This window comes from Actinotalea fermentans, assembly GCF_007991475.1.
In the GTDB taxonomy this organism is placed as follows: domain Bacteria; phylum Actinomycetota; class Actinomycetes; order Actinomycetales; family Cellulomonadaceae; genus Actinotalea; species Actinotalea fermentans.
Window position 1 is genome coordinate 47141 of record NZ_BJYK01000008.1, and the last position, 21930, is coordinate 69070.

The window sequence follows — 21930 nt, forward strand, 5'->3', positions numbered from 1 at the left end:
CGGATCGGCTGACCGGAATGTCCGGTTCCCGCTAGGTTCTGGGGCGTGCGCAGGGGAACGCTCCAGGTGGTCATGACCGTGCTGTCGCTCTGCGCGACGAGCGTCGCCCTCTCAGGCTGCAGCGACCCGGCCGCCCCGCGCCCGACGACGCCGCCCGCCACCTCCGCAGCCCCCTCACCCTCCGCCACCCCCACCCCGACGCCGACGCCGGACGCCGCCACCCCGCCCGAGCGGCCGGACATGAGCCAGGTCGATGCGGCGACCGCCGAGGCCGTCGCGACGTACTTCTTGGAGCTGTACCCGTACGCCTATGCGACGGGCGACCTGACCGAGTGGCGCGCCCTCAGCCACCCGGAGTGCATCTTCTGCGCCAGCGTCATCACCAACGTCGAGCAGATGGTCGCCGCCGGCGAACACTGGGAGGGCGGGACCGCGACCATCGAGTCGGCGGAGGTCGTGGCCTCGGTGCCTGAAGCGTTCGACGTCACGGTTGTCACCGTCGAGGAGCCGTCGATCCTTGTCGATGCCGACGGCATCACCGCGAAATCGGCGGACGGCGGGCGCGGTACGTCGCACGTGATCGTCACCGCACACGACGGGGACTGGCGCGTCCGAGAGATCGAAGTCGAATGACGGGGCACTGGCTGCACCAGGTAGCGGCGATCGCCCTCGCGGCCACGGCTGTCGTGCCACAAGCCGCTGACTCCGACCAGCCGCGAGTCGGCGCCGAGGCCGAAGGAAGTCGAGTAGACGTCTGGGCACAGGAAGCGGAGCGCGCTGCGGGCACGTCATCGACGGATCGAGCACGGCGGCTGGTGGAGTTCGAGCGTCGCCCAGAGTGTGACCCCGAACGCAAGATCGCTGGCGTGTGCTTTCCCGGCACCCCCGAGGAGATCTCCATCCGGGCCTGCGGCGGCGATCCTCCCGTCTTGCCCCTGTGGTCTCGCACCCGCGCCACCCCGGCGTCGCCGTGGAGTGGGTGGGTCAACATCATCGCCTGGACGTGCCCGGACGATCCGGTGCCCACCCTCACCGGCGAGGACTTCCGCCGCCTACCCCTTGCCCCACCGCCCCTGACCATCCAACCCGACCGCACCCAGCACCTGGTCAACCTGCCCACCATCGTCTACACCACTCCGACCACCCAGACCCTGACCGCCACCCTGCTCGGCTACCCCCTCGAGGTCGAAGCCACCCCCACCACCTACACCTGGGACTTCGGCGACGGCACCACCCTGACCACCACCAGCCCCGGCCACCCCTACCCCCACCACGACATCGCCCACCCCTACCCCCAACCCGGCACCTACACCATCACCCTGACCACCACCCTCACCGGCCGCTACCGCCTCACCGGCACCACCACCTGGACCCCCATCACCGGCACCGCCACCACAACCACCACCGCACCCCCCATCACCACCACCGAAGCCCCCACCCACCTCGTCACCACCGACTGCCACCACACCACCACCTGCTGACCACCCAGCAGCCAACGACCGCGACACCCGCCCGCACCGCCCGATCCCCGCCCACCACTCCGCGGCTGGGAACCTCTCACCGAAGATGCATGCCGCGGCAAGCATTCCCGCGAAGAGGTACCCCGGAGCGAGAGCGCGCAGAACCGAGAAGCGACCCCCACGCCGCGAACGAGCGCGCCCCGATAAGTCCTCGCCCTCTCGCCGGTCAGCCGTCACCATCGGGCAGACGAAAGGGACGACGGCGATGACGAGCACCACGGACCACCGAACGACGACGGCGATGCGCACCTTCCGGCACATCCTCGTCAACACAGCGGTCGCCAACGTCACCACCAGCTACCTGTGGTGGGCGCTGACCTTCTGGGCGTACCTGGAGACGCGGAACGTGCTGGCCACCGGCATCGTCGGCGGCGCGTACATGCTGCTCATCTCGTTCAGCAGCGTCTTCTTCGGCACCGTGGTCGACCACCGCCGCAAGCTCGCCGTCATGCGCCTGTCGACGACGATCACCTTCACGGCCTTCGCCGCGTCCGCCGCGATCTTCCTCATCCTCCCCGAGCGCACGCTCCTCGACCTCGGGGCGCCCTGGTTCTGGGTCTTCGCGGTGATCATCCTGGCCGGCGCCGTCGTCGAGCACATGCGCAACATCGCCCTCTCGACGACCGTCACGATCCTCGTGCCCGACCCCGAACGCGCCAAGGCGAACGGCCTGGTCGGCATGGTGCAGGGCGTCGCGTTCCTGGTCACGAGCATCATCAGTGGCCTGTCCGTCGGCATGCTCGGCATGGGCTGGACCCTCGCCATCGCGCTCAGCCTCACGGCCGCGACCCTGCTCCACCTGCTGCTCATCAACTTCCCCGAGGACCGCGTCGCCGCCGCGCCCGCCGCCAACGCCCGCGAGGCCGTCGACCTGCGGGGCTCCATCCGCGTCGTCCGCGCCGCGACCGGCCTGTTCGCGCTCATCATCTTCTCGACGTTCAACAACCTCATCGGCGGCGTCTACATGGCGCTCATGGACCCCTACGGCCTCGAGCTGTTCTCCGTCGAGGCCTGGGGACTGGTCCTCGCCGTCTCCTCCACCGGCTTCCTGCTGGGTGGCGCCGTCGTCGCACGCCTGGGCCTGGGGAGCAACCCCATGCGCACGATGCTGCGCGTCGTCCTCGTCATGGGCTTCCTCGGCGCGGTCTTCACCATCCGCGACTGGTGGCCCATCTACGCCGTCGGGATGTGGCTGTACATGTGCCTGATCCCCGTGGTGGAGGCCGCCGAGCAGACCGTCATCCAGCGCGTCGTCCCCTTCGAGCGACAGGGGCGCGTCTTCGGCTTCGCGATGGCGCTCGAGACGGCCGCGACGCCCGTCACCGCGTTCCTCATCGCCCCGCTCGCGCAGCTCTGGATCATCCCGTGGGCCGCGTCCGACGACGGCGCCGCCGCCCTGCGCCCCATCCTCGGCACCGGCGAGGCGCGCGGCATCGCCCTCATCTTCCTCGGCTCCGGGCTGCTGATGATGCTCGCGACGCTCGTCGCCTTCCGGACGCCCGTCTACCGCGCCGTCTCGCGCACCTACCGCGAGGCCGCCCCGCCCGACTCCGCCGGGGACGCCGTCGGGGACGCCGTCGTGGCGGCGGGCGAGCTTGCCACCTCACCGGCCGTGCGTGCGGGCGCGCTCGACCCCGACGTGAGCGGCTGAGCCGTGGCGCCCGTCAGCCGGCGCGCTCGAGGTCCGCGACCTGCGGCCCTGCGGTGAACCCCGCCGCCGCGTAGGTGGCGACGGCGCCCACGTTCGAGCTCTCGGCGCACACCACGGCGCTCGAGGCCCCCATCTCCCGCAGGACGGCGGCCGCGGCCACCGAGACGCCGGTCCCGTACCCGTGCCCACGATGATCGCGGTGAACCCCCATCGGCTCGATCAGGCCCGGGCGGCCAGGGCCCGCCGACCACACGGTCGCCACGGCCATGCCATCGCCGTCCCGATCGAGGGCGACGACGGTGCGCGCCGCGGCGGACAGAGGTCCCTCGGCCATCGTGCGCCACCGGTCCACGACGCGCCGCAGCTCGTCGGACGACGGCTCCGTCCCGCGGAAGGCCGACCAGTGGATCGCCGCCCAGACCGCCGCGCGGTCGGCGTCGACCGTCTCGACGCGCACCGGTAGGTCGCCCACAGGCGCGGACAGGTCGCGCCGGAACGGCGTCCACAGCTCGCCGGGCCGCCATCCGTGCTCAGCGAGCACCGCCGACAGACGCCTCGCGCCCCGAGCCTCGACGCTCGCGCTCCCGGCACCCATCACGCCCCGGGGGTCGGCGAGGTCAGCCGCGATCCGATCGGCGAGCCCGTCGTCGTCCGCGACGTCCGGCGCCACGGCCAGCCGCAGGAGCGAGGGACCGTCCAGCAGCCCCATCGCGAGCAGCCTGCCGTCGCGCGACCAGGTGCGCAGGGCGGCGGCCGTCGCGTCCGCGCCCCTCGTCGAGTACCAGCCCACGTCACCCGGGTGGAGCTGGAGCCCCGCCCTGTCCGACTGCCAGGTGGCCAGCTCACCGACCACCCCCGCGAGGTCGGCGACGTCGGGAGTGCGCAGGTCGATGCTCACCGGTCGATCCAACCGGCCGACCGCCGCCCCTGCACCCGCTCAGTCCGTCAGGTTGCGGATCGTGTTCCCGACGATTCCCGGCATCCCCGCGATCCCGGCACCGCCCTGGCTGATCGAGCCGCGGACCTCGTCGTTGTTGGCACCCTTCATCTTCGAGTGCTTGACGCCCTTCTTCGTCTCCACGTGCTGGTCCCATGCGCGCACGTCGACGATCCGGGCCTCGGTCTCCCGCTCGTGGTGGTGGTGCTTGTCGGAGTTGCGGTACCGCAGGTACATCAGGCCGTAGAACACGAAGCCGGAGGCGAACAGGAGCAGCCCGAACATCCGGGGGTCGCCGGACGAGCTGTCGCTCGACGCGACGATGGTCTGCCCGAGGAGCTCGAGGTTCATCAGCCCACCACCAGGATGATCGTGCCCAGCACCATGCCGATGACCTGCACGACGGCGGAGACGGCGAGGAGCTTGCCCTTGTTGATCGGCACCGAGCCCATGGTCTCGCCGGTGCGCGCGTTCACCGCGACGTAGTGCAGGAACGACGACCCGTCGCTCTTGCGCTGGTAGTAGCTGTAGAGCCACACCGGCAGGTAGGCGGAGACCCAGCGCTGCCCGACGACGTCGAGCCGCTCGTTGTCCCAGCGCACGCCGCGGTCGTAGTACGCCAGCGTCGAGTTCGCCTGGTACCTCGCGATGTCGCCCGCCTGCACCTGCGCCAGGGGCATCAGGTGCTCGACGTTCGTGTCGCGGCGCTCCATCGTGAAGCCCGACAGGTAGTTCGCGTCGTACCGGACCGCGTTGGCGGTGTCGAACGGCATGATCGAGTTGATGATGTTGTTCGTGTTCGCCGAGACGCGCTGGTCGAGGCGCCCGCTCGAGGACTCGACCGTCAGGTCGTTCACGTGCACGTCGAACTCACGGGACACCTGGTAGATCTCGACGTCGTACCGGGTCTCGTGGTTGTCGCCGACCTTGACGGTGTACCGCCGCAGCTCGTGCTCGCCGACGCCGCTCATCGCCGCGTGCGCGTTGACGTCGATGACCATGTACGGCAGGTACACGCCCATGACGTTCTCCGGCGCGAACTCCTTCTTGAACCGCGGGTGCGCGAAGAACTGCCGCTTCCCGACGAACTCGCGGATCTTCGCGACCGCCGCGTCCTTGGGCACGCGGAACGGCAGGAGCATGTCCGGCACGGCGCCGTTCGGGATCTGCTGGTTCATCGACAGCGTGTTGCGGCACCAGTGGCACCGCGCCTGCGTGCTGTGCTCGGTGTCGACGACCACCTCCGCGCCGCACGCGCTGCACTTGAACGTGCGCACGGTCTCGGTCGACTCGATCGTCGTCGCGCCCGAGCCGAGCACCAGGCCCCGCAGCTGCTCGATGGGCGTGTCCAGGCCGAACGCCTCGACCGCGTTGACGGCCTGCCACTCGTGCCGGCAGAACCCGCACCGCAGGTTGCCGGTCGCCTGGTTCAGCGAGATCTCGGTGGCCCCGCAGCGCGGGCACTTCGTCAGACCGTCGATCGCGTCGGCGTCCGTCTGCACGATGCGCGGCTCGTCCGTGGGCGGGCCCGGCGGGCCCGGCGGTGGCGGCGGAGGCGGCGGCACCGCGGCGGCGGGCGGCGGCGGGGGAGGCGGCGGCACCGCCCCCGCCGGCGAGGGCGGGGGCGGCGGCGCGGGCACCGCGTCAGGCAGGGACGTCACCGTTACAGCCCGAGGACCTTGGCCTTGGCGGCGTCGAAGTCGGCCTGCGTGATGAGGCCCTGGTCGAGCATCGCCTTGAGCTGCGTCAGCTTCGCCACCGGGTCCTCAGCCGCGGGCGCGGCCGGGGCCGGCGGGGCCGGGGGCGGCGTCTGCGCGGCGGGGGCGGCGGGCGGCGCGGGGGGCGGCGTCGTCGGCTGCTGCTGCAGACCGCTCACCGCACCGCCGGCGGCACCCATGCCCATGCCGAGGAAGGCGAGGTTCGCGCCGCCGGCACCGCCGGGGTTCTCGCCGGCCGCCTGGATACCGCGGGCCGCCGCCTGCTGCATGAACGCGTTGCCGCGGTTGCCGGACAGCGCGTCGGCCTTCTTGACGTCGCTGAGCAGCGCGCGGGTGTCCTCGTCGTACTCGACGGCCGCCAGGGCGACCTTGACGATCGTGAGCCCGCGGTCCGTCGTCCAGCGGTAGCCGTCCTCGACGGCGGCCGCGAGCGACTGCGCGAAGCCGACCGCGTCGCTCTGGATGCGCGCGATGCGGTTCCCCTTGCTGGGGTCGTTGGTGTACATCGAGAACGCCGCCGACAGCGAGCCGACGACCTCGTTGAAGAGCTGGCTCGCGGCGTCGTTCTCGAAGTCGGAGAAGTCGAAGACCTGCGGGGAGGCGCTGTAGTACGTCAGCGGCACGAACTGCTTGACGAACAGGATCGGGTCGACGATCCGCAGGCTGTACGTGCCGCGGGTGATCGCGCCGACCTGCGCGTTCAGGTACGCGTCGTCCCAGTAGATCTCGGACTGCGTGCCGAACTTGTTGTTCGGGATCTCCTTGAGGTTGACGTAGAACGCCAGCTGCTGGGACCCGGGCTGCCCGCCGAACTTGAACCGCTCCCAGGACATCCCCAGCGTCGAGGAGAGGATCCCGCCGCCCGCGAAGATCGACTGCGAGTTCGGGTCCTCGGAGTTCCAGACGTACCCGCCGGGCTCAGCCGCGAAGGCCGTGAGCTGGCCGTCCTGGAACGTCAGCAGGCCGTACCCCTCGGGGATCACGATGCGGCTGCCGTTGCTGATGATGTGCGCCGAGCCCTGGGTGTTCGAGCCGCGGCCGGCGTTCTGCCCCTGCGCGACGGCGGGGAACAGGGCCGCCGTCGGCTCCAGCCCGGCCGGGGGGACCAGGAAGTCCTTCCACTGGTCGGCGAACGTCCCGCCGAGCGCCCCCGCGAATGCCTTGATGAGTCCCACTGTCGCCTCCGTGGTTCACGAGCGGTCGCCCGCGGCAGCCATCGCCACGGTCGCGGGACGGCCTGTGTGGCCGAACCCGATCACGCTCGGGATGCTAGCGGACCACCCCCTCGCGAGAGGGGAACGAACGGGTCCACGAACGTTCCACGGGGTAGGTCCGCCCCGGGCGCCCCAGCCGCCCTACTCCCAGCCGGCCGTCGCCTCGGCGAGCCGCGTGCGCCCGTCGCGGACGGCGGCCCGGCCCCGCTCGAGGAACGTCGCCGCGAGCACCACGAGCAGGCCGACGAGGGCGACCAGCACCCACATCCCGGCACCGCCCCACGCCGGCACCAGCTCGACGAGCGGCAGCACCACCGCGACGACGACGCCGGCCAGGACGATCGCGGCGCCCGCGAGCAGCCGACGCCGGACCCGCGTGAGCAGCGACCACAGGAACACGAGCACGCCGATCCCCGCCGCCACCAGCGCGTGCAGCACCGACACCGTGAACGCCGCCACGAAGGACGCCACCACGCAGAACCCGATGCCCGCGACGTCCAGGGCGGCGAGGGACGGGTCCGACGGCGGCAGCACGCGCTGTCGCCGGTCCGCCCGCCAGATCTCGACCACGGCGATCATCGCGCCGCCGACCGGGACCGTGTACCAGGCGACGACGCCGCCGAGGGCGTCCGCCGCGTAGAACGCCCAGGCCAGCCAGGCGACCACCGGTGCGGCGGCGCGCAGGCCGAGCACCCGCAGCGCGACGCCGTACGCCGCCGCCTCGACCGCGGCGACCGCCAGCACGGCTGCCACCAGCACCGCACCGCGCACCTCGACGGCGTCGACCGGGCCGGCCACCCGTCCCGCGAGCGCGAACCCGGCCGCGACCACGAGCGTGGCGAGGCCGAAGGTGACCAGCGGCGGCTCCGCCGCGGACGGCGTCGGGCGCGTCCGGCGCAGCACCAGCACCGCGATCGCCGCCGCCATCGACACGAGGGCGAGCACCGTCACCCGCAGGAGCGTCGACGTCTGCGCGACGGCGAGCCCGCTCAGGAGCGCGGCCAGCAGCGGCCCGACGGCGAGCAGGCGCCACCCGGCCCGCGACGCGTACGCACGGCCCGCCAGCTCGGCCGCGACGGCGAGCAGCACCCACGCGCCCACCTGCCACCAGCCGACGACGGCGCCGCCGGTCGTGGTCAGCTGCGCCGTGCCCGCAACGGCCCGGTCTTCCGTCAGCAGCGGCAGCATGCACGCGAGCAGGGCGAGCGCGGTGGCCACGGAGCCCCACGCCGTCGCCCAGGACGGGTGCAGGCGCCCGGTCGCGGCGAGCGCCAGCACGGCCACGGCCACGAGCGCCCCGCCGACGGCGGTCACGTCCGCCTCGGTCTGCGACGTGCCGAGCCACGTGGTGTCGAGGACCACCAGCCACGCGGCCGCGGCGAGGGCCGCGCCGATCCACTGCCGCGCGGTCCGCCACGGGCCCGACTCGCGGACCGCGGCGAGCGCCGTGTGCCCGGCCGCCTGCGCGACGAGGGCCCCGACCACCCAGCCCCGGCCCGCCCACGCCGCGCCGAGCACCACGAGCGCGCTGCCGGTCCAGGCGAGCGTCTCGCTCGTCACGCGCAGCCGCGGCACGCGACCCAGCCGGACCGCCGCGGCGACGGCGAGCACGCCCGTCAGCACGTACACGGGTGGCTGCTCGGCCGCGGTCGCCATCGCCAGTGCGACGACGGCGGGCGGCGCCGCCGCGAGCGCGAGCGGGACGTCCCACCGGGCCCACCGCGCGTCGGGCGTGCGCAGGAGCGACGCAGTGAGCGCGAGGGCGAGCAGCGACGCCGCGAGCACCAGGTCCGCCCAGGCACCGAGGTAGGCCGTCCCGGCGAGCAGCCGCACGCCGACCCAGGCCACGAGGACCGCCGTCGCGCCCACGGAGCCGATGCCCGTGAGCCCGGCGGCGCACAGCAGCAGCCCGGCCGAGACGAGCAGCAGCGTCCCGGCGACGGACTGGTCGGGCAGGGCCGCGGCCATGAGGGTGCCGACGACGAGCTCGCCCCCACCCAGCAGGAACGGCGGCAGCGGGCCGGGACGGGACGGGACGGCGCGCGGCTCGCGCGGGCGCGCCCGGTCGGCGAGCAGGGCACCGACGGCGAGCAGCCCGCCGACGCCGACGAGCACGCCGGCCACCACGGCGGCCGAGCCGAGGTCCCGCACGTCGGCGGAGGCGTTCCACGCGGCCAGGCCGACCAGCGGCGCGACGGCGGCCCACGCCGTCCACACCATCGCCGGGTGCCGGGGCCGGACGAGCGGCGGGACCAGGGCGAGGACGGCGAGCGCGACGACCGCCGACCACTGCTCGGGGAAGCCGAGAACCGTCGGGCCGAGGGCGAGGACCGCGAGCCCGAACCCGGCCCACGGGAGCACCGGGCGCAGCCGCGCGGGCGCGCGCACGCGAGTGGCCGCGGCGTAGCCGAGCGCGGCGACCAGCACGGGCGTGACCTGCCACGCGGGGAGTACCCGCTCGGTAGCCGCCAGGACGGCGAGCGCGCTCCCGGGCAGCCCCAGCACGGTGAGGACCCACGCGAGGGGGCCACCACCGACGGGGTCGAGGAGGGTGACCACCGGCGAGCGACCGCGGTCCCCGGCGACGGCCGTCAGGAGCCAGGCCAGCGTCGCCCCCGCGAGCGCGACGGCGAACGGCCAGGCCGGCCGCTCGGCACCGAGTGCCATGAGCGCGGCGAAGACCCCCGTCAGGTGTCCGGCCAGCGCGACGGTGCCCCCCGCGGTCATCCGCCAGGAGGCGGCGGCGAGCCGGACGGGGTCCGGGACCGTCACGGCGTCCGGCGCGCCCGGCCGCGCGGAGGGGAGCAGGTGCGCCGCGACGACCGCGCCCAGGCCGAGCGCCGCGTAGCCGAGCGCCAGCACGGCCGCGTCGAGACCGGCGGCCGCAGCGACGGCTGCCCACAGGCCCCAGAGCACGGGCGTGACCAGGGCGATCCTCGTCGCTCGGCCGCCCGGACCGGTGGCCAGCGCCACCGCGACGAGCACCAGCATCACGGGCACCACGGCGCGCTCGGCGACGGCGTCCGCGACGGGCAGGCCCTCGGCGGCCAGCGCCATCGACCCGAGGAGGGTCGCGCCGAGCATCCCGCCCCACCAGAACGGCCAGAACAGGTCGCCGTCGTCCCGCCCCAGGCGGCCGCGCGCGAGCGGGGTCGCGGCCGCGGCGACCACCGCAGCGAGGACGCCGGCGACGGCGCCACCCGCCTCCTGCCAGACACCGCCGACGGCGGCGACCGGCGCGACGGCCGCGAGCACGTCGAGCGGCAGGGCCGAACCGGCCGGCGAGGGCGGCCGCACGCGGCGGAGCGCGGCCCACCCGGTCGTGACCACCGCGCCGGCGATCCCCCACCAGGCCCCGGCTCCGGCCAGCACGCCGACCGCCATCAGCACGGTCACCGCCCAGCCGACGACGCCGTACACGATGCCGGCGGCGGCGACGTCGTCGGAGCTGCGACGGCCGAGCCACTCGAGCAGCCCCAGCCCGGCGACCAGGCCGGCGAGCACGAGCGCGGGCCGCGCGTCGAGGGCCGTCCCGGCCCAGGGCAGGTCGGCGGAGAGCAGCGGGGTGCCGTCGTCGATCGTCGCGACCCGCAGGAGCACCGCGAGCCAGCCGGCGGTCAGGAACGCGTCCGCGCGCGTCGGCCACACGACCGTTCCCACCAGGGCGAACGCCGCCGTCGTGACGACGGCCGGGATGAGCGGCCAGCCCTCGGCGGCCCACGCGACGAGCGCGAGGACGGCCGTCACGACCAGGCCGGCCGGGACCGCCGCGAGCGCGCCGGAGGCGAGTGCGACGTCCGCGCGGCGGAGCATCCTGGCCGCCACGAGCGTCGTCGCGAGCAGGGCGAGCGCGATGACGGCGACCTGCGCGGCGCCCGGGACGGCGACGTCCTCGCCGCGCGGCACGGGCCGCGCCAGACCGACGGCGGCCATGCCGGCCGCGAACCACAGCGCGGGCGCCCACATGACCCGCAGCGCGGACGCCGGACGGCGTGCGACCCGCACCACGTACAGCCCCGCCACGAGCGCGCACGCCAGGCCGGCCCCGAGCGGCAGCGCGACGCCGTGCAGGTCGGGCGGGAAGCCGAACCCGTCGACGGTCGACGTCACCACCATCACCGGCAGGATCAGCCCGCCGACGGCGACCATCGCCCGGGCGACGAAGCTCGCCCCGCTGCGCGTCAGCAGCGCCGCCGCGACGAACGGGACGGCGGCGACGGCCAGCTCCGCGACCGGCCGCAGTGCGGGCGCGACGTCGCCGAACGCGAAGGCGACCAGCCCGAACACCCCGACGAACAGGAGGAGGACGCCCAGGTAGGTCAGCCCGTGGACGGTGAGGTCGGTGTCGAGCCGCAGGCGGCTCGCGGTCCACCACTGCGCCAGGCGTGAGGGCGCGCGCGGCGCCGTCGGGCGGGCGGGGGTGGGGAACGACGGCGCGGGGAACGGGTCCAGGCCGGGCGAGACACCGGGCCAGGTCTGCCGCGGCGGGACCGGGCCGGGCGGGGCGAGCGGGGCGCCGTCGGTCGGGAGGGCGACGGGGACCACGGGGGCGGTCGCGGCGGCGGGCCGGGCCGCCGTGGCGGGGGCGGCCACAGCCGCCGAGGCGGGTGCGGCCACAGGCGCGGCGGGCCGGGCCGCCGTGGCGGGAGCGCCGAGGACCTCGGCGGCGAGCTGGTCCGCGAGCCGCGCGAGGGTCTCGGCCTCCCGGCTGGGCAGGACGCCACGACGCTGGGCCTCGACGAGGAAGACCGTGCGGATCACGCCCAGGACGGGCAGGTCCTTGGCCTCGAGGGCTCGGGCCGGCTGCGGCGGCACGCCGAGCCACTGCCGCCCGCCGTCGGACTCCCACGCGGTCCACCACACGCCGTCCCACCAGCGCAGCGGAGCCCGTTCCTGCGGATCCGGGTACCACCCGGCCGGTGTCGTCCCGAGCACAGCGCCCCCTCGCTGACGCCGTCCGGCGACGACGTCGCCACATCCTGGCGCAGACCGGGCCTTTCACGACGGCGGTCCGCGCGCGTGGTGGACAGCGCCACCCGTACGGATGAGTGTGGTCGGCCGACGGGGACGGTCAGAAGCGCCGGTAGTCCGCCGCGGTCGCCCGCGGGGCACGGCGCGGGACCCGCCAGCCGCCCGCCGCGAGCAGGTGCCGGACCGCGCGCTGCCGGTGCCCGCGGTACGGCTCGAGCAGCTCGAGCATCCCGTCGTCGTCGACTGCGTGCCCGGCGAGCGCCCAGCCCACCTGGGCTGGCAGGTGGAAGTCCCCGAGCGTGACGACGTCGGGGTCGCCCCACGCGCGCTGGGCGACGTGCGCGGCCGTCCACTGCCCGACGCCCGGCACGGCCGTCAGCCGACGCATCGCCTCGGCCGGGTCGAGGGTGACCGTCCGCTCGAGCTGCGCGGCCAGGCGCGCGCACCCGACGACGGTCCGCGCCCGCGCGGGATCCACACCGGCGCGGTGGAAGTCCCACACGGGTACGGCCGCCCACACCTCCGCCGACGGCGGCACGCGCATCCCCGACGGCATCTCGCCCGACGTCGGACCGGGGGCGGGCTCGCCGTGCCGACGCAGCAGCCACTCCCAGGCCGCCCAGGCGCTCTTCGTGACGACGCGCTGCTCGAGGACGGCCGGCACGAGCGCCTCGAGGACACGCCCGGAGCGGGTCAGCCGCAGCCCCGGCGTCCGCCGCCACGCCTCGCGGACCGGCCCGGGCGGTGGCGCGAAGGACGCGGCGTCGTCGTCGGCGCCGACGAGGCCGGGCGCGCCGGTGAGCGCGTCGCCCGCACCGGGACCCCAGGCGGTGACCTCGACGAGGTCGGCCGCCGTCTGAACGAGGCGCAGCGTCGCCGGGCCGGAGGGCTGCCGGGTGGCGCGCCAGACCGCGCCGTCGGGGGTCACGCGGTAGGCGGGGTCGAAGGGTCCGTGGCCGAGGGGCGCCGTCGTCCGCCGCAGGTCGAGCGGCCCGGGCACGCGAACGACGACCCGCTCGCCGCCGGCGCCCGCGCCCGCCACCCCCGCGTCCCGACCCACCCCCCGATCCTCACACGCCCCCCCGCCCAGCCCGTCCGGGGCCCCACGACTCCGTGGAAGGTTCCCCGCGGAAAGCGCGGCGAACCGTCCACGTCGCGGCCGGCGCGGACTCCGACCCCGGTTCTGCGGAGGATTCGTCGCGGAAAGCACGACGGATCCTCCGCACGTCCGCGGGAACGGACCGACGGCGTGGGGGGCGGGGGCAACACCCGGCGACCCACCCAGGTCACGATTCGATAACAAACGGTCTTGACCGGACCTAAGTACCTAGTACTGACCTTCCGGGTAACTGTGCGCGCTGGTAGAACTCACCTCCTCCGAGCCCGCCTGCGGCAGCGTCGTCGCAGGTCAGAGGGCCTCGGCGACCGAACGCGTTCACGTCCAACCACACTCCCCGCCCCCATGGGCACCGGGAAGCGCCGGCTCCAGGACCCCGCTCCACGGTGCGCCGACTCCAGGACCCCGCTCCACACGGTGCGCCGACGGGGAGAGATGTTTCAGAAGTAGTTGCCACGGAAAGCAGTTCGCGAAAGACGTCCCACTGCGCGGCGTCAGGGCCGAGCACCTGCCCCTGCCGCGACACCCAGAACCGCGACGCCCAGAACCCCGCGACACCCGCCGCGGGCCGAGCTCCCCCAGCCCTCGCAGCAACACCCGCGACACCCGCGACCCGCAGCTCCCGCGGCGACCCGCGACAGCCCCGACCCGCAACACCCACAACGAGGTGGTCATGACCAGAGTCGTCCTTGCCGGCACCGCGCTCGCCCTCGCGGCCGGCGCCATCGTGCTCCTGTCCACCACGCTGGGCGCCGAGGTGCAGGGGGTCGCGCTGCTCGGCGCGGCGCTCGGCGGCGTCCTCGGCCTGGTCCCGGACCGCAGCCCTCTCGCGCGTGTCGGCGGCTTCCTCGTGGGGCTCGCGGCGGCGGGCCTCGGCTACGTCGCCCGGGCCGCGATCCTGCCCGACGCGCGGAGCGGCCGCGCGGTCGCCGTCGTGCTCGTGGTCCTGGCGTGCGTTGCCGTCACCGCGACCACCCGCCGGCGGATCGCGCTGTGGTCGATGCTGCTCGGCGCGGGCGCGCTGGCCGGCGCGTACGAGGCCACCTACGCCGCGGACCCCTCGAACATCCTCGCCACCGTGCCGACCGCCGCGACGGCCGTCCTGCTCACCTCCGCCGCCGGCTTCCTCGCGACGGCGGTCCTCGCGCCCGTCGCCCGCACCGGCTTGGCCGACGACGAGCTCTCGCCCGCCGAGCGCGCCGCGCGGGACGAGGCCTTCCGTGCCGACGCCGCGCCCGCTCCGCGCCCCACGCCACCGTCCGACGTACGGCAGCCCTCCGGCGTCGCCGCCCTGCTCGACTCGCGGGAGGCCTGACATGACCGCACGCCGCACCGTCGCCCGCCCGGCGGGCCGGACCCTGCGCACGACGCGCGCGCTCGCCGCCCTCGGCGGCGCCGCCGCCCTCGCACTCGCCGCCCCGGCCGCGGCCGCGCCCCTGCTCGCCCCCACGGCCACCGACGACGCACCCGGCGCCGGCGACGTCACCGTCATCAACACCGAGACAGTGCAGGCCAAGCTCTCGCCCTCGGGCGAGCTGCGCTCCGCGCGCCTGTACGAGCAGCTCAGCTTCACCGGCACGGGCCACGTCACGGTGACCAACCCGACGTCGGTGCAGGGCCTGCGCAACCTCGACGGCTTCGGCGGGTTCGCGGTCCAGGCCGGCGCGATGACCGCGACCGTCGACGTCGACGGCGAGCGCCGCATCCGCACCGTCTCCGACTTCACGGGCGACCTGCCGCTGTCGGTCGCCGTCACCTACACGCTCGACGGCGAGCCGATCGAGCCGGGCGACGTCGTCGGGCGCAGCGGTGAGCTCGCGGCGCGCTACGTCGTCGAGAACCTCACCGGCCGCACGGACGAGGTGACCTACGACGACGGCACCGGCAACCAGGCCACCACCAGCGCGGAGACCGTCATCCCGATGGTCGGCCAGCTCGTCACGGTGCTGCCGTCGCAGTTCACGGCGGTCTCCTCCGGCGAGGCGAGCATGGCCGGCGACGGCCGCGGCGGCACCAAGCTCTCGTTCACCATGACGCTCTTCCCGCCCATCGGCGCGACGAGTGCCGAGTTCGGCTGGACCGCGACCGTCCACGACGCCGCCCTCCCGCCGGCGACGATCACCGCCGTCCCCGTCTCCCCCCTGCTCAGCCCGAGCTACCGCGGCGGCGCGGCGAGCTACGCCTCGGGCGCGGAGTCCGGCGCGGCCCTGACCGCGGGCGCCACCGAGATCGACGCCAACCTGCTGCGGCTGCGCGACGGCGCCGCCGAGCTCACGAGCGGCCTCCAGCAGCTCTACGCCGGCGCGCAGGAGCTGGCCACGGGACTCAACGGCGAGGCCGCGCCCGGCGCGGACGAGCTCGCCTCCGGCGCGGGCCGGCTGGACGACGGCGCCCGTCGCCTCGCCGCGGGTGCCGGCCAGCTCGACTCCGGCCTGCAGTCCGCCGACGCCGCGGCCCCCGGCCTGGTCGGCGGCCTCACCGAGGTGCGGGCCGGTCTCGGCACGGTCGACGCCGGGCTCGCCCAGATGTCGGCCGCCGTCGGGAACCTGCCGGCGAGCGCCGCGCCCCTCAAGGCGGGCGTGGCCCAGCTCGACGCGGGCGTCGCGCAGCTCCTCGCGGGCGCGCAGCAGCTCGCCTCGACCGCGCAGAACGAGGGCAACGTGCTCCTCGCGCTCGCGGCCACGAACCCGACGGTCACGCCCGCGGACGCCACCGCGGCGGCCCGCGTCCAGGCCCTCGGCCAGTTCGTCGCTGGGGTCGCCGCGACCAAGACCGACCCGGTCGAGAAGGCCACGCTCGAGGCCGTCGCCGCCCTGTACGCGGGCGCCGCCCCCGGCGTGACGCTCCCGCTCGGCCCCGGCCTCCAGGTGCTCGGCCAGGTGCTCACGACGGGCGTCGTCCCCGGCCTGGTCCGCCTGCAGTGCGGCCTCGACCAGTCCGTCACGGGTGCGGCGACGTGCGGCAGCACCCCTGGCCTCGACGAGGGCCTGGACCAGGTAGCCGGCGGCATCGACCAGCTGGTGAACGGCGTCGTCGGGCAGGTGACCGGCGGCATCGGGACCGCGGGCCAGACCAAGACCGACGGGACGCTGCGCGGCGGCATCGGGTCGCTGAGCTCGGGCGTCGACCAGCTGGTCGCGGGCGCGAAGACCCTCGTCGCGGGCATCGACCAGCTCGCCTCCGGCGCGGGGACCCTGCGCAGCGGGACGGGCGAGCTCGCCGCGGGCACCGGCGACCTGCGGGCGGGCGCGAGCCGGCTCGCCGCGGGGCTCGACGACGCCGCCGCGGGCTCCACCCAGCTCGCCGACGGCCTGGGCACCGCCTCGGCCGGCGCCCCCGCCCTGGCCGACGGCGCCACGCAGCTCTCCGCCGAGGGCACCTCGGTGCTTGTCGACACCGGCGCCGCCACGGCCGCCGACTACGGCGTGAAGTACGCCGTCCTCGAGGCCGGGGCCGAGCGCGCCGCGACCGAGTCGATGGCGTACGGCGGGCCCGAGGGGGCGACGTCGGTCACCGCGTACTCCCTCGAGATCGCGGGCGTCGACGGCTCCGGCTCGGCCTCGATGACGCGCGGCGCCGCGGCGGCGGCGCTGTTCGGCATCGGCGCGGCCGCGGCCGCCGTCCTCCGCCGGCGGGGCCTGCTCCAGGCCTGACCGGGAGTCGTACCCTCGGAGGGTGTCCGATCATGCTTCCGCGCCGGTCCCCGAGCAGGTCCCGGCCCCGTGGGTGAAGAACTACCAGCCGGGCGTGCCCGCCGAGATCACGCTGCCGACCGAGCCGCTCACCGCCATGCTCGAGCGGTCGGTCGCCGAGGCCGGCGACCACCCCGCGCTGCAGTTCTTCGGCCGGCAGACCACCTACCGCGAGCTCGGCGACCAGGTGGCCCGCGCGGCCGAGGGCCTGCGCCGGCTCGGCGTGCGGCACGGCGACCGGGTCGCGCTGATCCTGCCCAACTGCCCGCAGCACGTGGTGGCGTTCTACGCCGTCCTGCGGCTGGGCGCCGTCGTGGTCGAGCACAACCCGCTGTACACGTCGCGCGAGCTGCGCCACCAGTTCGAGTCGCACCGCGCGCGCGTCGTCATCGCCTGGGACAAGGCGGTCGCCTCGGTCCGCGCGTTCCCCGACGACGTCGCCCCCGAGCACGTCGTCGCCGTCAACCTCCTCGAGGCCTTCCCGACCGTGAAGCGCCTCGCGCTGAGCCTGCCGGTGCCCAGCCTGCGCCGGACGCGCGCGTCGCTGACCGAGGCCGCACCCGGGACGATCGCGTGGTCCGCCCTGCTGGCGCACGACCCGCTGGACCCCGAGCACCCGCGCCCCGAGGTGGGCGACCTCGCCGCGATCCAGTACACGTCCGGCACCACCGGCCGCCCCAAGGGCGCGATGCTCACGCACCTCAACCTGTACTCGAACGCCCTGCAGGGCGAGGCGTGGATGCACGGCGCCGAGTACCGCAAGGAGGTCTTCTACGCGATCCTGCCGATGTTCCACGGCTTCGGGATGACGCTGTACCTCACCTACGGCGTGCTCAAGCAGGCGCTCATCGTGCTCTTCCCGAAGTTCGACGTCGACATGGTGCTCGACGCCATGAAGTCCACGCCCGCCACGGTCTACTGCGCGGTGCCGCCGATCTACGAGCGCACCGCGATGGCGGCCAAGGAGCACGGGATCTCGCTGCGCTCGTGCCGGTTCTGCATCTCCGGCGCGATGAACCTGCCGAACCACGTGGTCGAGCTGTGGGAATCGATGTCCGGCGGGCTGCTGGTGGAGGGCTACGGCCTCACCGAGTCCTCGCCCGTGGCGCTCGGCAACCCGTTCCACCCGTCCCGACGCGCGGGCACGATCGGCATCCCGTTCCCCTCGACGCGGATGAAGGTCGTGGACCTGGAGGACCCGACGCGCGAGGTCGACCAGGGCGAGCCGGGCGAGCTGCTGCTGTCGGGCCCGCAGGTGTTCGCCGGCTACTGGAACGACCCCGACGAGACCGCCAAGTCGCTGACCGACGACGGCTGGCTGCGCACCGGCGACATCGTCACGGTCGATGCCGACGGCTTCACGACGATCGTCGACCGCGCCAAGGAGCTCGTCATCACCGGCGGGTTCAACGTGTCGCCGTCGGAGGTCGAGAACGTGCTGCGCGGGCACCCCGACGTGGTCGACGCCGCCGTCATCGGCAAGCCGCTCGAGCGCGGCGGGGAGATGGTGGTCGCCGCCGTCGAGCTCGAGCCGGGCGCGACGCTCGACGAGGAGGCGCTGCGCACCTGGTGCCGCGACCAGCTCACGGCCTACAAGGTGCCCAAGCGGATCGTCGCGATCGAGGAGACGCCGCGCTCGATGCTCGGCAAGATCCTCCGCGCCGAGGTCAAGGCGATGGTCCTCCCGCGCCTCTGACCGGGCGGCTCAGCCGATCAGGTCCGCGCAGGACGTCTCGTGCGGCAGGAGCGGGCGGAACCACGCCTGGTACGTGACGCCGTCCTGCTCGAACTGGGTGAGCTGGTTCGCCTCGGCCAGCGTCGCGAGGAGCGTCTGCGCGTCCGCGCCCTCGACGAGCGCGCACTGGCCCGCGTCCGCGAGCGCGACGCCCACCGGCCACGCCAGCACCTGGATGTCGACGCCCTCGACGCCCTGGTCGGTCGCCGGGTCCACCGGCATCGCCATGACGCCCAGCGCGGGGATCGCGTAGGACTCCTCAGCGCCGGTCGCACCCACCAGGCCGTTCACCCGCTGGATGAACTGCGCCAGCGTGACCCGCGCCGCCGACTGCTCCTCCGTGAGCCCGGTGTCGCCACCGCCGAACATGCCCTCGTCCTCCGGCGTCGTCTCGCCCGGGCCGGCACCCAACGCGTAGGCCTCGTGCTCGTACGTCTGGCCGCCGACGGCGATCGTCACCCTCGTCGTGGGCAGGTCGGCGACGCCCGGCATGCCGTAGTCGGGGCCGGGCGCGAGCAGGTCGGCCTCCGCCGCCGCGGCGACGATCTCCTGGACCGTGCCGTCGGGCAGCTGCACCACCTGCAGGTTCGGCAGGGCCTTGCCGGGGTACTCCATCGTCATCGGGCCGTGCACGATCGCCGTCCCGTCCGCGTAGACGCTCAGCGCGGGCACCGACGCGAAGTCGTACCCCCAGGGCACGAACCCGCCCGCGGCGTGCAGCTGCAGCACCAGGGTCGCGCCGTCGCCGGTCACGTCCGGCACGTCCGCGTCGCCGCCGCCCTCGGTCCCGGCGCCGCCGCCCGCGCCGGCGCCGCCGTCGTCGGCCCGGCCCGTCTGGCAGCCCGCGAGCGACAGCGCGAGCACACCCACCAGGACGCCCACCAGGGCACCCGTCCGCATCGTCCTCATCTCGACACCTCCTACCCACAGGTGTCGGGACGGGCACGGGCCTTGCAGCCGGGCAGTCGGCTCGGCGGAACCGGACCTCCGCGCGGCCGCTACCCGTCCGTGCCGACGACGGGTGTCGCGCCCGAGTGCGGCGCAGCGACCGTGAGCCCGGCGCCGCCGGCGCGCTTGCGCCGGAACAGCGCGCTGTCGGCGAGCGCGTGGTCGAGCGCCAGCCGTTCGCGCGTCGTGCGGGCGGCACCGACGGAGACGGCGACGCCGTACTCGCCCAGCACGGTCTGCGCCTCGTCCACGGCGGCGCCGAGCGCGCGGGGCCAGCCGCCGTCGTCGTCCGCGGGCCCGAAGAGCGCGAACTCGTCGCCGCCGAGCCGGAAGACCGACCAGCCCGGCAGGCCCGCGAACGTCTCCGCGACGCGGCGGAGCACCTCGTCACCGATGAGGTGGCCGTGCCCGTCGTTGACCGCCTTGAACCGGTCCACGTCCGCGACGGCCACCCACATCGGCTGGCCGGGGCCGGCGTCGCGCCCGAACGCCCGCCCGCCGGGGGTGTCCCCGACGACCATCTGCCACAGCCCACGGTTGCCGACGCCGGTCAGCGCGTCCCGGTGCACGAGCTCCTCGAGCTCGGCCACCCGGCGCAGCGCCGCCAGGCGCGAGCCCGCCTGCAGGCACAGCAGCTCCAGACCGTCGACGGCGTCCGGTGCGACGTACGCGGTCTCCGCCGAGGTCAGCACGAGCAGGTCCGTCATCCGCCACCCGTCGCGGATCGGCACGATGACGGCGCCGCGCGCCCCGTTCGTCCGCAGCGCCTGCGCGGGGGGCACGTCGAGGCTCAGGTCGGTCCCCCCGGAGTAGCACGACGACAGGTCCTCGACGAGCTCGGCGAGCGCGGCGACGTCGTCGGGCGCGAGCCGCGTCAGGGTGGGCCCGGCCGGACCGGTGGCCGCGGTCGCCCGACGCCGGACCACCTCCGCGCGCGACGCCTGCGGTGGCGCACCCGGCTCGGGGGCGCCCGGGCGCCGCTCGATGTGCCACAGGCAGGCGCTCTCGAAGCCCGTGAGCTCCGCGGCGGCGCGCAGCAGCGCGTGGCAGAGGTCCGGCGCGGAGCCCGCGAGCGAGAGCGCCGGGGCGAGCGCGGCGACGTCGTGCAGCACCGTGCTCACGCGGCCGTGGCTGCCCAGGGTGGCCAGGCGCTCCTCCAGCAGGCCGGCGCAGCGGCGCGCGAGCCGCACGTGCTCGTCGTGCAGCGGGGTGACGGCGTCGACGTTGAGCGCGCCCACCACGCGCCCGTCCACGCGCAGGGGGATCGCGATCTCCGCGCACACGCCGGGCACGGCGATCCGGTAGCGCCGGTCGTCGGAGACGTCCCGGACCACGATCTCGGTGCCCGTCGCGTACGCGGCGCCGGTGATCCCGACGCCGGGCCGCAGCCCGTCCAGGACCAGCCACTGGCCGCGGCGGGAGTGGCAGCGCAGGATGCCGCCCCGCTCGAGGTAGACGCTCGGCAGCAGCCCACCGTGCCGCGCGAGGAACCGTCCGACGACGTCGCAGGCCGCCGCCGCGGTGCGCGCCGCGGCGAGCTCGACCTCGAGCGTCTCCTGGTCGATGGCCTCCGCCGGCGGCGACTGCGGCACCAGCACGCGCCGGGCCTCCGCCGTGACGTCGGCCCACGCGGGTGCGGGGCGCGCCAGCAGGTACCCCTGGGCCAGGTCGACGCCGATGTCGCGCAGCGCGCGCAGCTCGTCCTCGGTCTCCACGCCCTCGGCGATGGTCAGCGCGCCGACGGCCGCGGCGAACGCCTGGAGCGCCTCGACGAGCGCGCGCCGGCCGGGGTCGTTGTCGATGCCCTGCACGAGGGACCGGTCGATCTTGATGAAGGACGGGTTCAGCTGCAGCACGTGCGCCATCGACGCGTAGCCGGCGCCGACGTCGTCGACCGCGACGAGCGAACCGCTCCCGCGCAGGCGGCTGAGCGCCTCGCGCAGAGGCTCGTACCCCTCGACGGCGTGGTGCTCGGTGACCTCGATGACGTGCCGGGGCAGCCGTGCCGCCACCTGGGAGAACTCCTCGCCCACCAGCACGTCGGGGCTGACGTTGACGAACAGCAGCGCCCGGTCCGGCGGCTCGCCGAGCGCGGCCGCGGCCTCCAGGCACGCGAGCTCGACCTCCGCGCGCAGGCCCAGGTCGTCGGCCGCGGCCAGCCAGTCGGCGGGCGACATCGCCGGGAACTGGGTGGCCCGGCTGAGGACCTCGTGGCCGACGACGGCGCTGTCCGAGACGCGCACGACCGGTTGCCGGTAGGCCTGGATGCCGTCGGGGCGGAGCAGTCCCTCCACCACTGCGGCCGGGGCGGGCAGGAGCTCGTCAGGCGCAGTGGTCACGCTGTTACCTCGGCACGCGACGGCCTGATCATGATTGCGAGTTTGTTAAACCTCCGGGGGTAATTCCCGCCGCGGCCCGTCACGACCG

Annotated in this window: 14 protein-coding genes; 6 read left to right on the plus strand and 8 right to left on the minus strand. The window is 75.1% G+C overall.

The genetic code is table 11. From position 1 onward, the window contains the following. Positions 1 to 72: 72 nt before the first annotated feature. From AFE02nite_RS11415 to AFE02nite_RS11425, 3 genes are all read left to right on the plus strand, one after another. On the plus strand, positions 73 to 633 hold the full coding sequence (locus AFE02nite_RS11415; RefSeq protein WP_146819676.1) for a DUF6318 family protein: 561 nt from the start codon (positions 73 to 75) through the stop codon (positions 631 to 633). 182 nt (positions 634 to 815) lie between these two features. Further along, the gene (locus tag AFE02nite_RS11420) at positions 816 to 1481 is read left to right on the plus strand and encodes a PKD domain-containing protein (RefSeq protein ID WP_186814547.1); all 666 of its coding nucleotides are present in this window, start codon (positions 816 to 818) and stop codon (positions 1479 to 1481) included. Between the two features lie 244 nt (positions 1482 to 1725). After that, positions 1726 to 3171: an MFS transporter gene (locus AFE02nite_RS11425; protein ID WP_307726049.1), complete on the plus strand. Its 1446-nt coding sequence runs from the start codon at positions 1726 to 1728 to the stop codon at positions 3169 to 3171. Positions 3172 to 3184: 13 nt separating this feature from the next. Here AFE02nite_RS11425 and AFE02nite_RS11430 read toward each other — a convergent pair whose 3' ends face one another. From AFE02nite_RS11430 to AFE02nite_RS11460, 6 genes are all read right to left on the minus strand, one after another. After that, positions 3185 to 4069: a GNAT family N-acetyltransferase gene (locus AFE02nite_RS11430; RefSeq protein WP_034248843.1), complete on the minus strand. Its 885-nt coding sequence runs from the start codon at positions 4067 to 4069 to the stop codon at positions 3185 to 3187. 39 nt (positions 4070 to 4108) lie between these two features. Next, positions 4109 to 4459 carry a hypothetical protein gene (locus AFE02nite_RS11435; protein WP_052114034.1) on the minus strand — a complete coding sequence of 117 codons (351 nt, stop codon included), beginning with the start codon at positions 4457 to 4459 and terminating at the stop codon, positions 4109 to 4111. Next, on the minus strand, positions 4459 to 5610 hold the full coding sequence (locus tag AFE02nite_RS11440; RefSeq protein WP_052114035.1) for a TFIIB-type zinc ribbon-containing protein: 1152 nt from the start codon (positions 5608 to 5610) through the stop codon (positions 4459 to 4461). The genes AFE02nite_RS11435 and AFE02nite_RS11440 overlap by 1 nt, the downstream gene beginning before the upstream one ends. A 161-nt stretch (positions 5611 to 5771) precedes the next feature. Continuing rightward, on the minus strand, positions 5772 to 7001 hold the full coding sequence (locus AFE02nite_RS11450) for an SHOCT domain-containing protein (protein WP_146819679.1): 1230 nt from the start codon (positions 6999 to 7001) through the stop codon (positions 5772 to 5774). A 180-nt stretch (positions 7002 to 7181) separates the two neighbouring features. Beyond that, entirely contained in the window at positions 7182 to 11975 is a 4794-nt protein-coding gene (locus tag AFE02nite_RS11455; protein WP_146819680.1) for a DUF2510 domain-containing protein, read from the minus strand. A gap of 136 nt (positions 11976 to 12111) precedes the next feature. Beyond that, positions 12112 to 13071, minus strand: coding sequence for a DNA-3-methyladenine glycosylase family protein (locus AFE02nite_RS11460; RefSeq protein WP_261765590.1), 960 nt, complete (start codon positions 13069 to 13071; stop codon positions 12112 to 12114). 730 nt (positions 13072 to 13801) lie between these two features. Between AFE02nite_RS11460 and AFE02nite_RS11465 the strand changes: the two genes are divergently transcribed. The 3 genes from AFE02nite_RS11465 to AFE02nite_RS11475 are packed head-to-tail and all read left to right on the plus strand — an operon-like array spanning position 13802 to position 18516. After that, positions 13802 to 14443 carry a hypothetical protein gene (locus AFE02nite_RS11465; RefSeq protein WP_146819681.1) on the plus strand — a complete coding sequence of 214 codons (642 nt, stop codon included), beginning with the start codon at positions 13802 to 13804 and terminating at the stop codon, positions 14441 to 14443. Position 14444: 1 nt separating this feature from the next. Continuing rightward, positions 14445 to 16781 carry a hypothetical protein gene (locus AFE02nite_RS11470; protein ID WP_146819682.1) on the plus strand — a complete coding sequence of 779 codons (2337 nt, stop codon included), beginning with the start codon at positions 14445 to 14447 and terminating at the stop codon, positions 16779 to 16781. A gap of 22 nt (positions 16782 to 16803) precedes the next feature. Beyond that, complete coding sequence (locus tag AFE02nite_RS11475) at positions 16804 to 18516, plus strand: long-chain-fatty-acid--CoA ligase (protein ID WP_034248894.1); 1713 nt, start codon at positions 16804 to 16806, stop codon at positions 18514 to 18516. Between the two features lie 9 nt (positions 18517 to 18525). On the opposite strand, the gene AFE02nite_RS11480 is transcribed toward AFE02nite_RS11475, so the two are convergent. Further along, a complete protein-coding gene (locus tag AFE02nite_RS11480; RefSeq protein ID WP_146819683.1) occupies positions 18526 to 19464 on the minus strand; it encodes a hypothetical protein in 939 nt (312 codons plus the stop codon). 89 nt (positions 19465 to 19553) lie between these two features. Next, complete coding sequence (locus AFE02nite_RS11485; RefSeq protein ID WP_146819684.1) at positions 19554 to 21842, minus strand: EAL domain-containing protein; 2289 nt, start codon at positions 21840 to 21842, stop codon at positions 19554 to 19556. Positions 21843 to 21930: the final 88 nt, after the last annotated feature.